This is a genomic window from Oleiphilus sp. HI0123 (assembly GCF_001635315.1).
Genome location: NZ_LWGE01001065.1, coordinates 1 through 16,673, shown reverse-complemented (window position 1 = coordinate 16,673; position 16,673 = coordinate 1). Strand labels below are relative to the sequence as shown.

Genomic DNA, 16,673 nt, shown 5'->3' with positions numbered 1-16,673 from the left:
GAGCCTGAGCCTGAGCCTGAGCCTGAGCCTGAGCCTGATCCTGAGCCTGAGCCTGAGCCTGAGCCTGATAATTTTGTTGACGAGGCCCCTGATTCGTCAAGCAATAATTTTGGCTCATCAACAGGCCTTCCCGCTGGCGTGCTCGACCAAAATATTGGCCTGCGAACTAGCCTGGGAGACGAGCAACATTATCGGAGTGCCTTATCGCAATTCGTCGCTGAAGTTGGCGAGATCAGACAGCACTTAAACTCTGGGCTCAGCGCTATCAACAAACAAATGATCACTGAGAAAGCAAGCCGCTTACGCACAAGTGCTGAAGAACTGGGTATAAATAGAGTAGCTTGCCTGGCAATTGATCTGGAAAACAACACACAGTTCCCAAATGAAGTGCAAGAAGAAGCAATAAGCTCTTTTGCTAAAGAACTGGATTATGCAGAACAGGAAATCAGAAAGGTTCTTGGAGAGAGTAACAGCTAGATTTGTACCGAGCCTCGCTGGCAGGTCGCACCTTTGAACCTATCTAACTCCGCATAGCGAGGGCTGGGGCCCTCTGCAGGACTCTCTTATGTATATTGCTCTTGAAGATAAGAAATAATATCTGACGACTCATACATCCATTGTTGCTCACCATCTTTTTCTATTCTTAAGCATGGCACCTTAAGCTTTCCTCCACCGGACTGTAGCTCTTCAGCAAACTGCTTATTGCGTTTCGCATCACGAGTCTCAATATTTAAGCCCTGACGACGCGCAGCCCATCGAACCTTTACGCAAAATGGACAGGCAGCATACTGATATAGCGATATGTTCTGCGTCGCCGCGTCCAGTTCTAACTGCTTCTCGCTGGAAAGCTTGGGTTTACGAGGCTTAAACAGAAAATCAACTAATAGAATAATACGGCCTAATAGCCATCGAACAACAGACATGCAACGAACCTCTTTCGTAAATCGCTAGAATATGGCACCGTAAAACTGCACAAAACTTATACAGCTATCTCTACGGCGCACGCGGATTCTATCAGAAAAGAGGCATAATTTCCTAGGGATGATCAGCCCGAATCAAGGGAGCATAGGCCTGACAACAGGATCTACTTATAATTCGATCTTGGGTGCAAGGTAAGCACAAACACTCGTTACTTGCTGCCAGTCTTTAATCACTGAGGGGTTATTTTTCAAGAAGTGCTTAGCGACATAAGCTCCGCCAGCGGCTTCGGCCAGTACTTCATAATCATAATCGACCTCATCCGCATCCAAAGCCTGAAGCGCATCAAAGATACTCACTTCTGACTCTGCAAATGAATTAATGAGTCCTTCACGATACATCTCGATCAGCCTATCAATCGAATAAGCTTGAGTGTTAACTTGATAGCCCTTAGCCAACAACAAAATATCGATATCACTGCCTTGTTTAACCGCAAGAATACCTGCACCTTGATTGTTTCGGGAATTACCATTACCCACGAGTAAAATACGTGAGGTATATAGGTCAAAGGCATATTCAGCGACTTTATCCCGCGATTTGGTCTTGACCATATTCAAACCAATATCAATCACATTACTATCAAGCGCACCTTCCATGAATGAGTAGTCTGGCATTTCGACAAACTCGACATGAGAAAAGTATGCGCTCGAGCATTCCATCAAATTTGCAAGACTTCCTGAAGCAATACCGTTATCAACTTTGAAAGAAAGATGAGGTACGTAACCAATTCGAACGGACGATTCAAACCGCTTATTATCTGTGGCGTAGCTTGCTCCAGAGAGCAGTCCAGCCAGCATCGCGCAGACAATCATAGGTAAAAAGTGTCTAAAAGCAGACATAAAACGCATAGGCATGTAACTCACCTTAAATTTATTATGTAAGTGGTGGAAAAAGCTTGGGTTATTTTTATGATAGCACTACTTATGGTAATAGAAAGGCAAAGTAAAAACTATGCATTAGGTCTAGCTTGTGCAAGGTCATCCGGGGTAAGCAATTTAGCCGCACGATGGACAAGCTTGCCGCCACCTCTTAGTGAACGATAGACGATATCCAGAATATCTCGGTGCACGGCTTCAATAGGTTTGGCTATTTGACTCACTACGGGTAATTTTTGCATCACATAAAAGGGCTCTTCAGCAATTGAGTAATGAACCGTCTCAACTGTTTCTACCGTTTTATCGTAAGCGCTCGCCATCAAATCGATAGTGCCTGCTAATAAAGCTTGATTGGACACATCTTGCTGCCCAGCTTCGGGGATATAGGGTTTACGTATTACCTGATAGTTGATTAAATCGAGCGCTTTCCCCGCATGACGTGTACGCAATCTTCGCTCATCTTCATCAACCCAGCATGCTATCTGCTGGTACACGCGGTCAGAGTGCGCCAATGGAATATGTGGCAGGCCTTCAAAGTGAGCGTTTTGGCTATGTGTTGGCGCAGAGCCCGGGTTAGCACTACCCTGTCTGACCAAGCTATCCCCCATCACTCTGCTAATAAAGCTATCTTCATTCTTTCCAACACTACCACTAATAAAGTAATGACGAGCCTGATCATAGAAACTCGCACATGACGACTCAATTTCTTCAGATGGAGCAAAAAACTTCAAGCCATGCTTTAAATCTTGAATACCTTCACTCCGCCGATCAATCCAATCAGCCCAATGGCTAATGTAATCCCGAGGAAAGTGTCGAACGATTTCACCGCTAAAGTGGCCAAACTTTTCAAGCGGTGAGCCTTCGTGCGGTGTACCCAAGTACATACATTTACTTAAGTTCGAGAGCCAAGGCATATCAGTTTGGATGGCACAATATTGAGCATGTCGAAGTAAGAGTCCGCCCATACTGAAACCGACAAGCATCAGTTCATCAATATTAATCGGGTAGGCTTCGTGCAATTGAGTCAGTTGCTTTGCCAGAAGACGACCATTTTTTTCTAAAGAAAGTCCGGTATTGTAGCGAAGATAGAACGGTGTATAACCAAAATCTTCCTGCAACTTTGTACCATAGTTTTCCCTGACATCGCCGCCTTTATAGTCGAAACAGCTATCAATATAATGATCGACGAGAGATTCCCCTTCACTGGGAGCCTTTAGGTGGTAATCCCAAACCGTTTCCAGGTTTGTTAGCCCATGAACAAATACAACCACCTTATTACTTAACGGCGCATCCAGCTGATGAACGAGGTGTTCATTTAAGACCAAGCGTTTGTAGTGGTAATAAAAGCCCATCTGGATAGCCAAAGGGTTACATTCTTTTTCAAGGTAGTCACCTATCACTCCATTGAGGATGGAGCGCCCTAGACGCCCCCAATGTTTATGGGTCTCTTGACCTTCAACAGTATGACTCATACATGATCTCCGTAAGTGAAGATCTTCAGATTAGCATGTTTTCTGGAATATGAGACATGATCCAACTCAATCAATGAAGGCTATTCAAATGTCATCCCTCTTAAACACGAACTTAGCCAAGTAAGTACCGCTGTGACGAAGCCCTATAAATTCAGTGCGATAAGATCACAGAATCACCACGTACTTCTACTTATTAAGAAGTCTTGTCACAAAAACAAAGTGTCAAGACCGATTTGTTGCTTAAAATTCCCTATGATGCTCACTTATAAACGCACTAGATAAAAGACAAACGCTTTAACAGCATTGATAGATAAGTTTCGGAATAAAACGTGTATAGCAGTTCTATAAAAAAAGCGCCCCTTGACAGCTCAGTGCTCACCTTAAAGCTCTACGACAGTGCATCTAAAGGCCCCGAAGGCTTGGCACAAGAACTTTGCAACATCTTCGGCAGCGCTTCAATTGACCTTAGTGAACGCCTAATCCCTTGGCAAAACTCGTTATTGAGCGAGACTGAGCTAAGCGACATTCGCAAGGAAGCACCGGCCGGTAGCTCTAGTTCTTATTATATTTTTGTTCACAAACACGTACTTTATCCGTGTATTCCTTTCGACCATCGCGCCGAGTTGGTCGCTAGCATTGCTTTTGATCGCCGCGCAGAAGCCCAGCTCCCCCTATCCAATACACAGAGACACCTACTGCCACATATCGCCCAGGCCTTACTTCTCTGCCATAAAATAAACCAACAGCAGCAAGAAATTGAATCAGTTTATCAAGTTCTGGGCCACTACCCACTCCCCACCCTTGCTGTCGATAACCAAGTTAATAGTGTGTTTAGCAATAAGTTGTTTAGACAATTAATCAATTCATCTATTACAAACGAAGAGTTTGACGCGAGTACATCATTAAGGCATCTAGCTCGTGAGCACATCGACCTACTGAAGTTATGCACTCGGGCTAATCAGCGCATCGTACTTAGAAATGCTATCCACGACTGTATGAATGCGACAAGCAAGCACAGCGTGTTGTTCAAGCTAAGTATTAATGAAATAGAATATCCGGTAATTATCAGCACGACAGCTTGCGTACCCAGGCTGTTCAGACATTACACCAGAACCGGCCTTGCATGGGTGTATTTTTTAGGCGCCAACTATGCGCAACACTTAAAAGAAAACCTAAGATTTCAGGCTCTGAAACTGAGTAAGGCAGAGAAAGAATTAAGCATTTTACTATTCGAAGGAGCTCGCCTTAGTGATATTTCAGAGCACAGAGGCGTCTCCGAACAGACTGTACGCAAGCAACTCCAATCAGTGCTTCGTAAAACTAGGCTTGAAAGCCAGGAAGCGCTAATTTTATTTTTATTTGAACACTGTATTGAATACGGATTAGTTAAGTAGTCACAAGGATGTAGTCATGATTAACCTGCTCGAAAATAACGCACCACTTACCATAGAGAAATTCAGCCTCGAAGAAGATGAACTGATCTCCCTTATCTATCGCTTCGCGAGCAAGAAAGACGAATGGTTCAATCTACTGCTGAGCCTGTCAAACTGTATTTCCATCTCTGAAAACCTACCTCATGAGCATCCGTTTAGAGACGTTTCCTTGCGTGTCATGAAACACCTGAAAACGGCGATCAAAATCAGTGCCCAACTTAGCAGCCAGGAACACCCCTTACAGACAGAAAGTTCCCTGAACCATATTCCCATGGCAGCATTAATTATTAATGAGACAGGCCGAATAATTGACATCAATGAGCGAGCTGAGCACTTCTTCAATGCCAGTCAGCACTGGCAAATTGATCAGGGTTACCTGAGCGCGGAACACCTTCGGCTGAACACAGAGCTTATGCCATTAACCGGCGACCAAAACTTCAGCATCATCTCACTAGCACTTGAACCCGTCGACTCAGCTGTAGAAAGCCTCAGCACTAAAAAGGCATACCAAGGCAAACCTAAGCTGGTCCATCTTACCGCCTTGCCAGGCAATGAGGCAGATATGCAGCTCAGCCAGCATTTTTATCTCTGTTTTCAAACAGAGCAGGAAGAGCTAATTAACACCGAGCTTCTCAAGGCACACTACCAGCTAACAGATACCGAGGCACTAGTCGTAGTCACCTTGATCAATGAGCTATCCAGCAAGAAGACTGCCACCAAACTAAAGTTAAAAGAGGCAACGGTAAGAGGCCACTTAAGCAACATTTATCAGAAACTTGGGGTGACTAGGAAACCGGAGTTAATCAGAAAAGTCTTATTATATAAACTCGGCTCCTCACATCAACTCGATAGGCCTTTATCTCCTATTGCTGACCAAACAAGCGAGCCTGAGCAGAACGTTATTTACCTGAAAGACGGCAGGCGTATGAGTTATTGCGATCATCCAAAGCCTGAACTTTTAAAAAATAAACGTGCAACTGACCCATATTGCTCGACCAGCTCCGAAACTCACGCCATCATTTTACTACATAACCTTATGGGCTCTTCAATGGAGTTACCTCCGGGTGCATCAAGCCTTTTTGAACAAGAAAATATCCGAATTATTGTTCCCGAACGTCCTGGCTACGGAGATTCTGACTGCCACCCCGAACGTAACCACCAAGACTGGTGCTCGGATCTTGAGCAACTACTAGATCACCTAAAACTAGATAAAGTAAAAATTCTTGCACACTCTATAGGTGGTAGTTACGCGCTTGCCTTGGCAGAGTTTCTGCCAGATCGCATCGAGCGCATTGCGATGGTTAATGCCATGCCGCGTATCGAAGATATTATGGCCTGCGCCAACATCCCTTCACTCGTAACGGCCGTTAATCGAAGTCTAAAGTTTGCTCCATTTTTGATCGAACCCATTTTAAAAATGGCTGTTGGAAAAGACATCGAACACTTTTATTCCCAGCAGTTGAACTATATTCGCCCCACACTTGAAGGTCGTGCTGCAGATATTAACTTGTTAAAAACAAGTCAATATCGAAACTATTCAACCGCTAATCTCAAGCAATCGGCTAAGCAAGGTGTTGGTATTTGGGCAGAAGAACTAAAGCTTAGCTTCAGTGCTCTTGCCTTTTCGGTAAAAAATTGTCGAACAGAATATCAATTCTGGCACGGCGAACATGATGATGTTATTCCCCTAGAAGCCGCTGAGCTGCTATCAAAGCACCTCAATACGACTCACTTTACCCGTCTGAAAAGTGAAACCCACTATCTTTTTGCTCGCCACTTTAACAAGATTGTTAAGCAACTCATCGCTAGCTAAGCCGCAATGAAATAGAAATCAGGGTGTGACAAGTCTTAGCGAGCACACCCTTCAACTCAACCCATGAGTACGAATCCGCATCACGCTACGGCGCGCTGCCCCTGCATATGTCTGATATAGCGATCGAACAGTTTTTAGTTGACCCTCAAGGGAAGCTAGTCATCAATGAGAACATCAAAAACATATTCGAGTATTTCCTTATGGCTTCTCATATCGAGGGACAAGACCAGGTCATTGAACGCATACGCGAGTATATTGAGATGAGTTTGTCTGGCGAAGCAACGATGAAAGCCCAGGAAATAGCAGACAATTATCTGCTTTATAAAGGCAACCTGAGTACAGAGCAATTTGCAATGAACACAGACTTCAGTCAGCAGGAAAACCTGACAATGCTGCGCTCTGCGCTTGATGATAAAAAAAACACACATCGACAATACCTCGGTGAAGAACTAAGTGAAGCCTTGCTCGGTCACGAAGAACGTTATGATGACTATTCTTATCAGCGCTTACTGATCAACAGCGACAGTTCACTAAGCGAGCAGGAAAAAGATCAGCTGATGGCTCAGGCCGAAAGCCAACTGCCCAGTAAGATGGCTCAAGGCATGCGCTATAAGCGCGAAGAAAAAAAGCTCACCGCACAAATAAACAGGCTTAAGAATCAGTCTGACACGGCTGAAGAAATCTTCGATTTAAGAGCTAATTTCTATGGAGAAAAGATCGCACAAAGAATGGCCTACCTAGAATCCAATACGCCACAGTGGCAAGCTCGCCTAACAGAATTCTACCAACAACGGCAAGATATCCTAGACTCAAATGAATTAAGTGACGAAGCCAAAAAACTCGCCTTACAAGAAGCCAAAGATAATGCCTTCACCAGAAAAGAACAGATCAAGCTCGCCGTACAATCGATACGGGGAGCATAGAGAGCTTGTAATTGGATAATAGCGTGCCGACTAGACAGATCGCGGACTTTCTTTAATTGTGCAATTTCTCCCTGCCTCTTTTGCTTTATAAAGCAAGTCATCCGCCTTCTTGATGACCTCAGCTGGTCGATACCCTGGCTCGCTATTTGCCAAACCTATACTTATTGTCACCGAAACGGTCTTAGAAGGATTACCCTGACCTCTATGCTTTTTCCCTGTCTTCTTATCCTGCTCACGGTCATCGGACCTAAGCTTTAGCGCATAGTTTTGTATCGATTCACGCACGGCCTCGGCAAAGACAAAAATGTCGTCAGCACTTCGGCGGTTAAAGACAATGGTAAATTCTTCTCCACCATAACGGAAAGCTCGCCCTCCACCCTCGACCTGAGCGATCTTTGAAGCCACCATACGCAAAACCTGGTCACCCACATCATGACCATGGGTATCATTAAATTTTTTAAAGTGATCGACATCGAGCATCGCTACCGAGTAATGACGACCTAAAGTGGAAAGATAATCTTCCAAAGCACGGCGACCTGATATTCCGGTTAATGCATCTTTATAAGTCACCTGATAATTACTTTGTTGATAAAGAATAAACAAAGCCAAAAACAGCATTGAGAAGCATACTGAACTAAGGTGATTTGAAGAGAAGTCGAAAAAGACTGACACGCCAGATAGCCAGGTTAATAATAAAGCGAAATCTGCAACATGTTTGCGAATCAAGGCAAGCAGAGCTAACACTGAAAAACACAAGGCGTGGCAATATAACAAAGCCTCGGTCACCCAATACCGGTCTTCAAACAAAGCACTTTGGTGGTTGGCAATCGCCGCTAACTTAGCCTGCCACGCCTCACTGGCACCAAAATACCACAAGAGCATAGCTCCAGCCGCTAATACCAGTGCATATACTCCACCTGTTCGGTTAAACATACCTTTTTCAGGAACGAGCGAAGCAAACATCAACGATGTACAAAAAAGGAGATTAAGTCCACTAAACATCGCCATCACGTCTGATCTTGTCAAAGGCGTTTGCAGCTTCGTTTGAATAAAGTAATAGGCAAACAGGGCGATGAAAATCGGGGCAATAAAGCGGCTTCGATTAAACATGGCAGAAAAGCCAAGTAAGATACACGCTAATAGGTAAGGAGCAGTCCGCAGTACGTTTTCATCGAGAGCTTCAATAGAGCTGATACGAACCAGAAAAAAGGATAAAACGACAACAATTAAAGGGCTTAATCGCCAAGCATTTGCTAATAGGGGCACTGTTAATACTTCTTTGAAAAAACATGCTTTCAGTGTAGCTCAGATACTGGCATTGTGAGTGTGGATTGATATTTATTTGCACCAACACTCGCGCTTTAATTAAACTATTTCAGAACTTCCATATCACTCTGACCTATTTCACTTATGCAAAACCTTTCTGCCTCTCAGGCAAAGAATTCCATTGCAGTTAGCCCGCATGACCCGCTTAATTGGCATCAAGGTATTGAGCATTACGGCTTTTGGGCAATAGTGGTTCAGCAAGAAGACTGGCTCAAAGCCTTCCAACGCGCCCGCGCTCATGTCAAAACACTAGTACTACCTGATTACCAGAGAGCACCTCACATCACTTTATCTGCTTGCGGACTGGTGGATCCTGCTCACTTCTGCGAAGAGAAGCTCGCCCGGCAAATCAGAGCGCTTGAAGAATTAAAGCTTTCGCCCTTTTCTCTAGAAAGCCTAGGCCTAGACAGTTTCGAGACAGCCCCCTACCTTTCGATAAACAAGCACCCTCTTCTTCTAAAGATACGCGGTACACTGGAATCTATCTGTCAGGATAATCCCGCACGCGACTACCACCCTCATCTTACTTTGGGCTTTTATAAACAGTCGTACTCACTCAGCACCTTACAGCGCCACTTATCAGGCTATACACAGCCAGTCCTCCCAAGTCTAAGCGTACAAAGCCTATGCTACTGCACCTATCAGACCAAAGAAATCCAGGGAAACATCACAATAAGACACAAGCTCCCGCTTTCATAACGCAATAACACTCTCACTTGACGCTGATAGCTCAAGAAAACCGATCTATCCCTAAGAATTATTCCTCCATTTTTACGGCGAAAATGCACAGTTATGCTATTTTTAAGGAGGGGCAAGCTTTAACGAAGCAATTATCGACGTCAGCACACTCCTGACACATATCAGTCAATTGCCTAGCCCCTAACCTCATTGAATAGCACTGGGCATATACTGACGTGGCAACAAACGTAAATGAATAAGCTAACTACATCACTATCCTTCAAGTTAGCGATACCAAGCATCCTTATTGGCACGATATTTTTGCTGTCCGTCTCGCTATTATTCTCTTATCACGCAGAGCGAACATTAGAGCGTGAAAGCAATATAATTGCCCAGCATATACAAGACACGCTACTTATCGCTAATGAAACCAATGCTAACACAGCTAATTTAAGGCGTATTGTTAAAGCCTTAACGGCACGAAATGACATGACCCGCTTGCTCCCGGTGGAACAGGCAAGTGGCATTATCAGCGCAGACAGCCAAGAAGAAAATATTGGCCAAAATGTTCATAATTCACTCGACAATGCCCAATTAGAAACCTAGAAGCGTTTCATCACAAATGGACAAAACCAGAATCATCAAATTAGCGATGACGGTTTTTTTCATCATGCTCGCATCAAACTACTGAACCCAGAGCTTAATCGCGTGCGCCCTTACGAGGTATTTATGGAATTTCATAATATACCGACATTTAAAGAAACCAAGACATTTCTCTTTAGCTTATTTCTACTCTGTGCTGGGGGAATTACCCTACTTGCGGCTACAGCCTATCTCAACCAGCGTAGAACCTTGATTAGGCCCTTGGAAAGCATTACCGAAGAGCTACACCAGCAACAAAGTAACGGCCTAAATTCTCCCTTAAGCTACCAAAGCGAGGATGAGTTAGGCACTTTGGTTAAGCGCTATAATGCTCTTGCCAAAGACATAGCCAAACGCGCTGAGGAGGTAAACGAAACCCGGCGTATTATCGATGGCATCACCGACGGTGTCCCCGTATTACTTTCCTACATTGATGCACAAGAGCGCTTTCAGTTCGTTAACAAGAACTATAGTCGCTGGAGCGGCCGTGATACTAGCACCTATAAGGGTAAAGCAATTTCTGAAGCCTTGGGTGAAGCCATTTACGAACGGACTCAACCCTACATTAAAAAGGCTCTAAGCGGGACGTCCTGTCACTTGGAAACAGATATGGCGACCGTTAACGGTAAAAGGCATTGCAAAGCGAATTACCATCCTGATTTTGGCGAAAATAACGAAGTCCTCGGAGCCTTTATTTGTATCGAGGATCTTTCAGAGGTCAAAGTTTCAGCCTCAAAATTATCTGATTACGCACAAGAACTAGAATTCCGTGAAATAGCCCTTCAAGAAGAAAAAGCCGTTGCCGAAAATGCGTTGAAAGTTAAGTCTGAGTTCCTGGCCAGCATGAGTCATGAAATACGCACGCCAATGAACGGTGTACTCGGCATGCTCAATCTGCTGATGAACACAGAGCTCAGTGATGAGCAAAGACAAAGAGCCTCATTGGCAAAATCTAGTGCTGAGTCCTTGCTAAGCTTGATCAACGATATACTCGACTTCTCTAAGGTTGAGTCAGGTAAACTCGAGCTTGAGCAGGTCTCTTTCGACTTAATTGACTTAATCTCCAGCTTGGCGAAAACACTTAGTAAGCAAGCATACGACAAAGACATAGACTTCGTTGTCGATGTTTCGGGCATCAATAAAACCCATATCACAAGTGACCCTGGGCGAATCAGGCAAGTCTTAACGAGTTTAATATCGAATGCGATAAAGTTTACTTCTTCCGGTAGCGTAACCCTAAAACTAGAAGTCTACGAAGACTTTGGTGACAGCCTGGATCTAATTTGCGAAGTTCACGATACCGGTACCGGAATAGCTAAAGATAAGCTGGCAACGATATTTGACTCATTCTCACAAGCAGATGCCTCAACCACTCGAAAATATGGCGGCACTGGCCTTGGTTTAACTATTTCTCGAAATTTATGCCAATTAATGCATGGCGATATTAGAGTCGCCAGTGAGCTAGGTAAAGGTAGTGTCTTTACTGCCTCATTCATGGTTGACAGCTCTACTGAAAACAAAGAAAGCGCGCCACAATTTGAGACCGAACAACTGCTAGCATTTATTCTCGATAAACATCAGGACACAGCCAAGGAAATTGAGAAACAGCTAAGTAAATGGGGAATTCCCTCATATATCTGCGACAGCTCCAATTCCGTGCTCAATTCACTCAATGAACATGTTGTCGGGCCTGGTAAGGTCCCCTTGATCTATATCGATGCAGACCTGATTGAAGGTTCTGCCCACGACCTTAGCGACAACCTTCGCAGCCAAGCAGGCAATGAAACCTTATACCTGATACTCATGACAAAGTACGGTTCCCAGGTCGATGAAAACTATTGCAAGACTCATGGCTTCGATGCCCATATCTATAAGCCTATCTGTTCCAATGACCTAATCCAAAGCATGGAGCTCAGCCTCTATTCAGAAAAACCAGAGCTAACGCAAAGTGCGATAGCGGCTATAGAAGACCCCACTACAGATTTGAGCGAGTCTAGAATCCTGCTTGTTGAAGACGTCTATGTAAACCAGCTCGTTGTACAAGGTATTCTTGAGGCGCTTGACCAACAGTGCGATATCGCTGCCAACGGCCTAGAAGCGCTAGAAATGATACGCGACGCTGAAAAAACGGTCCCCTACAACCTCATTTTCATGGACTGCCAAATGCCGGAAATGGATGGATATGAAGCAACTACAGCGATCAGACAAGGTAAAGCCGGAGAAAACGCCAAGCAGCTACCTATTGTTGCCATGACAGCTAATGCAATGAAAGGTGATGATGATAAATGCTTTGCTGTGGGAATGAATGACTATATTAGCAAGCCTGTCGATGCCATGATCGTTCAAGAGAAGCTAAATAAATGGCTACATTAAGATGGCAGCGCCCTGTTAAACGCCTCATAATGATAAGCGAGTTCACTTGCTGACTCAGACTCACCTGCAAGCTCAAGTAGTTCGATAACACACTCAGCCGTACACAACCCGCCTTTTAGCTGATTTCCTCTACGCACAAAAGTGGAAGGTGTCACGTTATCCAAAGAGAACTTGTCGGCTTGTTGCAAATAAGGGCTTTGTCTATACATTTTCTTGGCTTGTTGCCAAGTAGCATCCAGAATCACGTAGTGAGTATAGGAAAAAAGACATTGAGGGTCAGGCTGATAAGTGCCAGGGCTATCGGTGTTTTGTGTAGGCAGTTCTTCTCTAGGAAAGAGCACCGCGGCTTGCTGCCGAGCCAATAGACTCAATAAACTTTCATCGGGTTCCCGACGCTTCCAAACGACAAGTTCGCAATCACCCTTCAATATACCTCTAACGACTGCACCCGTATTATTCTTCTTTTCTAATTCCCGCTCATGCGTAAGTAATATAAACTTCATTAACTATAAAATACGATTACGGCCTGCTTCTTTAGCTTCATATAATAATTTGTCAGCACTCTCGATAAACTCTGCCGCACTTTGCCCTTCACCAGCAAACTGAGCAATCCCACCACTAACCGTGACATGATCTGCCACTAAAGAGTGTTCATGAGGATAATTCAAATCACTAAACAACTTATTTATACGCTTCGCAACCGCTTGCGCTTGCACCGCATTGGTATTAGGCAAAATCACTGCGAATTCTTCCCCACAATACCGAGCAACAATATCGGCTGGTCGGCACATCGCTTTACGCAAGGTTTCACCAACAGCCTTTAAACACTCGTCACCGGCTTGATGTCCGTTGTTATCATTGAAAGGTTTAAACTGATCAACATCGATCATAATCAAAGTTAAAGGGTCTTTCTCTTTGATTGACCTAGTGATCTCCAGCTCCATGGCCTTATCAAAACCACGGCGGTTCACCAGTCCTGTTAAGGTGTCTTGAAATGCGAGCAACTCCATTTTTAATTTGGTGCCATGAAGCTCGTCCTGAATCTGGGCGATACGCTCCATCGCATGAATCATCGCTTCAAGCACTTCAGGCACTATCGGCTTATAAAGATAAATATCGCCGCCTGACTGAATACCCACAGTACAAAACTTAGTATCCGTTTTAGCACTAACAAAAATAATGGGGAACCATATAGAGGTATCTTGACGAATAATTTTAGTCGTTTCAAAACCGTTAAGACCAGGCATTTCAACGTCCATCAAAATCAAATCGACTTTCTCTTGCCGACAGAGGTCAATTGCATCCTGTCCACATTCGGCCTCGATGACATCATGCCCAAGCCCGGCAACTACTGCTAGAGACACAAGCCTCATAGAACGCTGGTCATCAACAATCAGTACTTTCATAACTCACTCAACTTTTATTAGTCATTACATGCTCAGATCGCTATGGCTAGTTAACGGCCTTTAGTATACTGAGCAACTTATTATGAGAGCGGCCATAATGAAGCACCACAATTGTTACAAGATAAAATCGTTTGTGCTCTAAAGTACAGTATAGAGTATGCCCAAGCATTTTTCTTACACAAGACGACTCGATTCATAATTTTTTGCGCTCTGATAAAAAACTGTTAACCCAAGTGCAAATAACTACTTGAACAGCCGAAAAATACTGTTAAAGTGCGCACGTCTGGATTCCATAGGACTACATATATCTCTCGCCACGCCCAGAATTGGCAGAGCACCCTATATGTTAAGAATCCATTTGCACTGCACAACAAACTTAGAATAGACGCACCCATGACAGAAACCCCACTGATTCGCCAAATTGTTTCTCGACCCGCACTCAGTTTTATTATCACTCTGGCAATTATCCTCGTATCAGCATTTCTCGCGGCTCAAGTAACAAAAAACACCACGCCCTATTTCTTGGACCGCACCCACACAGAGCGCGTTAAAGAAGATCTGATGACAGATATTTTTGAGCGATCCAGAGAAACCATTGTTATTATTCTCGAGGCAAAATCTGGCGATATTTTTTCTGCAGAGTCACTGAGCTTATTAGAAACTATTCATAAGACTCTAGACTCCGTTGACTTGATAGAAATGATCAATCCTAAACTCAACACAGGCAAGTCACTCGATAAGGCCAGCTTAATCAGTCAATATAACCAAAGCCTGGCGGCGGCTAAAAACGAGCAAGAATCTAAGGAAATAGAAGCATTACTAGGCCAATACCTCTTCCCTATTCGCAATATCAAGTCACTACTAAATAGTGATGACATTTTCATGCTTGAAGATGAGATCACCATTGCCCCCAACTTCGAGCAAGAAAAGATCGCTCAATGGCAACAGAATCAAGGCAAAGAAATATTAGATAACCCTCTGTTTACGGATGCTTTGGTTAGCCCAGACGGCCGCGCAATGGCAATTAATCTTGAACTAAACATCGATACCGACGATAGCGCAAGCACTACTGCGATATTCAATAAGGTTCAAGGGTTGATAAAACCCATCGTTGAATCAAGTAATTTCGACCTCTACTTTTCTGGCTCACCAGTCGTAAATGTAGAAATTTCTAATGTTATGGAAAAGGATAATCAACGCTATTTCCCTTTAATCGTCCTATTAATAGCATTAACACTGGCCTATTTATTTCGCAGTGCCTGGGCCCCGTTCTTTGCGCTCAGCGTATCAATTATCAGTATCGTCATCACCTTTGGACTCATGACCTTGCTGGGCATATCCCTGAATATCGTGACCACGATGTTGCCGATATTCATTATCACCATTGGCGTAACAGATGCCATTCATGTTCTTTCCGAATCTAAATTAGACCAAAACAAAACAAGTAAGCAAGAAGCAACTATTGCTAAAGTCAGTAAACTTTTTCGCGCAATGTTGCTTACGTCGCTGACGACAGCTCTTGGTTTTTTCTCACTTTCATACACCGAAATTACTAATATAAAAGAATTCGGCATCATGGTTGGAATCAGCGCTATTGTCGCGTTTATTATTTCTGTAACGGTGCTGCCTACTTTAATGGCAAATATAAATTTTTCTTCAGGAACAACTCAGCGCCCCATTCGTTTCTTTGAGGCTTTAGAAAACATTGCTAAAAAGCAAACCATTTCTCGTTGCTTCGCACTGCTATTCCTTTTAGTCGTCTTCTCCTTAATCGGGCTTCCTAATTTCTACGTTGACCAACAAAACCTTCACTCCTTCAAAGCCCAGACTCAACTGAGGCAAGATGATGCCAGAATCAACGAGTTACTAGGTGGCACCGTACCAGTGAACGTATGGATAAGCTCAGATGAGCAAAATGGCATCCTTTCTCCTGAGGTATTACGAGTGATAGAAAAACTCGAAGCGCAAGCTAAGCGTCATGATGCAGTTGGCTACACAAGCTCAATATCTGGTTTTATCAAACAGCTACACAAAACCTTATCGCCCAATGATGACAAGATACAAAGCTCAGAGCTAAGTCCGGAGCTTATATCCCAATATTTATTTTTGTTAGAGGGCGGCCCCTCACGAGACCTTGAGTCTATTGCCAAAGTGGGCCCTTACAATGAAACTCGCGTGGTAATCATGTCCAAAACAGATGGCTCCAAGCAGTTACAGCAACTGTTAGACGATCTAGGCCCTATTGCTGAAACCTTACCTGAAGGGGTTTCGTTTAGATTCACCGGCTACGGGAGTATGAATGCTGCCGCCTCAAAAGAAATTATCCAAGGACAACTTTCCAGCATTATCATTTCGGTTGTCGGACTTTTATTGGTTTTGTGCACGATCTACCGCTCAATCCGTATTGGAATAATCGCTATCTTCCCACTAAGCATGTCATTACTGGTCATGTTCGGACTGATGGGTTTATTGCAGATTCCTTTAGATATCGGCTCTAGTCTGCTATGCGGCATTGCCTTCGGCATCGGCATCGATTACTCCATACATATCGTCGAAGCCTACTTACGAAACTTAAAAGCACTTCAATCTAGGGATGCCGCAGCTCAAGCAGCCCTGACAGATATCACCTTCCCAATATTAACCAGCGCTTTTACCATTGCATTAGGCTTCTCAATCCTCTTGTTGTCAGAGTTTCAGCCTATTTTCAACCTCGGACTTCTCATTAGTATTACCATGCTAGTGTCTGCGCTATGT

The 16,673-nt window shown here is 43.9% G+C and carries 14 protein-coding genes; 8 read left to right on the top strand and 6 right to left on the bottom strand.

Annotation, left to right across the window (positions count from 1 at the left end; translation table 11 throughout):
• On the top strand, nt 1-477 hold a 477-nt coding region (locus A3761_RS09935), incomplete at its 5' end, for a hypothetical protein (protein WP_197473001.1).
• A gap of 86 nt (nt 478-563) precedes the next feature.
• Here A3761_RS09935 and A3761_RS09930 read toward each other — a convergent pair.
• From A3761_RS09930 to A3761_RS09920, 3 genes are all read right to left on the bottom strand, one after another.
• Nucleotides 564-923 carry a glutathione S-transferase N-terminal domain-containing protein gene (locus A3761_RS09930; RefSeq protein WP_068509001.1) on the bottom strand — a complete coding sequence of 120 codons (360 nt, stop codon included), beginning with the start codon at nt 921-923 and terminating at the stop codon, nt 564-566.
• 165 nt (nt 924-1,088) lie between these two features.
• Complete coding sequence (locus tag A3761_RS09925; protein WP_068552622.1) at nt 1,089-1,832, bottom strand: hypothetical protein; 744 nt, start codon at nt 1,830-1,832, stop codon at nt 1,089-1,091.
• 95 nt (nt 1,833-1,927) lie between these two features.
• Entirely contained in the window at nt 1,928-3,325 is a 1,398-nt protein-coding gene (locus tag A3761_RS09920) for a triacylglycerol lipase (protein WP_068552621.1), read from the bottom strand.
• 329 nt (nt 3,326-3,654) lie between these two features.
• Here A3761_RS09920 and A3761_RS09915 point away from each other — a divergent pair, with 329 nt between their 5' ends.
• From A3761_RS09915 to A3761_RS09905, 3 genes are all read left to right on the top strand, one after another.
• Complete coding sequence (locus A3761_RS09915; protein ID WP_068552619.1) at nt 3,655-4,719, top strand: helix-turn-helix transcriptional regulator; 1,065 nt, start codon at nt 3,655-3,657, stop codon at nt 4,717-4,719.
• 16 nt (nt 4,720-4,735) lie between these two features.
• The gene (locus A3761_RS09910) at nt 4,736-6,571 is read left to right on the top strand and encodes an alpha/beta fold hydrolase (protein ID WP_068510952.1); all 1,836 of its coding nucleotides are present in this window, start codon (nt 4,736-4,738) and stop codon (nt 6,569-6,571) included.
• A 107-nt stretch (nt 6,572-6,678) separates the two neighbouring features.
• Nucleotides 6,679-7,494: a lipase secretion chaperone gene (locus tag A3761_RS09905; protein WP_068552617.1), complete on the top strand. Its 816-nt coding sequence runs from the start codon at nt 6,679-6,681 to the stop codon at nt 7,492-7,494.
• A 30-nt stretch (nt 7,495-7,524) separates the two neighbouring features.
• Here A3761_RS09905 and A3761_RS09900 read toward each other — a convergent pair whose 3' ends face one another.
• Complete coding sequence (locus tag A3761_RS09900; RefSeq protein WP_068510957.1) at nt 7,525-8,760, bottom strand: diguanylate cyclase; 1,236 nt, start codon at nt 8,758-8,760, stop codon at nt 7,525-7,527.
• 144 nt (nt 8,761-8,904) lie between these two features.
• On the opposite strand from A3761_RS09900, the gene A3761_RS09895 reads away from it, so the two are divergent.
• The 3 genes from A3761_RS09895 to A3761_RS09885 all read left to right on the top strand — a co-directional run bounded on the left by A3761_RS09895 (nt 8,905) and on the right by A3761_RS09885 (nt 12,513).
• Nucleotides 8,905-9,519 (top strand): 2'-5' RNA ligase family protein, encoded by a 615-nt coding sequence (locus A3761_RS09895; RefSeq protein ID WP_068552615.1) that lies wholly within the window; start codon nt 8,905-8,907, stop codon nt 9,517-9,519.
• 231 nt (nt 9,520-9,750) lie between these two features.
• The gene (locus tag A3761_RS09890) at nt 9,751-10,104 is read left to right on the top strand and encodes a hypothetical protein (protein ID WP_068510086.1); all 354 of its coding nucleotides are present in this window, start codon (nt 9,751-9,753) and stop codon (nt 10,102-10,104) included.
• 123 nt (nt 10,105-10,227) lie between these two features.
• The gene (locus A3761_RS09885) at nt 10,228-12,513 is read left to right on the top strand and encodes a response regulator (protein WP_068552610.1); all 2,286 of its coding nucleotides are present in this window, start codon (nt 10,228-10,230) and stop codon (nt 12,511-12,513) included.
• Here the strand turns inward: A3761_RS09885 and A3761_RS09880 are convergent.
• Both A3761_RS09880 and A3761_RS09875 read right to left on the bottom strand, forming a co-directional pair.
• On the bottom strand, nt 12,510-13,016 hold the full coding sequence (locus tag A3761_RS09880) for a tRNA-uridine aminocarboxypropyltransferase (protein ID WP_068516123.1): 507 nt from the start codon (nt 13,014-13,016) through the stop codon (nt 12,510-12,512). The genes A3761_RS09885 and A3761_RS09880 overlap by 4 nt on opposite strands.
• 3 nt (nt 13,017-13,019) lie before the next feature.
• The gene (locus A3761_RS09875; protein WP_068552608.1) at nt 13,020-13,919 is read right to left on the bottom strand and encodes a diguanylate cyclase; all 900 of its coding nucleotides are present in this window, start codon (nt 13,917-13,919) and stop codon (nt 13,020-13,022) included.
• A 393-nt stretch (nt 13,920-14,312) separates the two neighbouring features.
• Here A3761_RS09875 and A3761_RS09870 point away from each other — a divergent pair.
• The coding region (locus A3761_RS09870; protein WP_068750166.1) for an RND family transporter at nt 14,313-16,673 on the top strand (2,361 nt) is incomplete at its 3' end.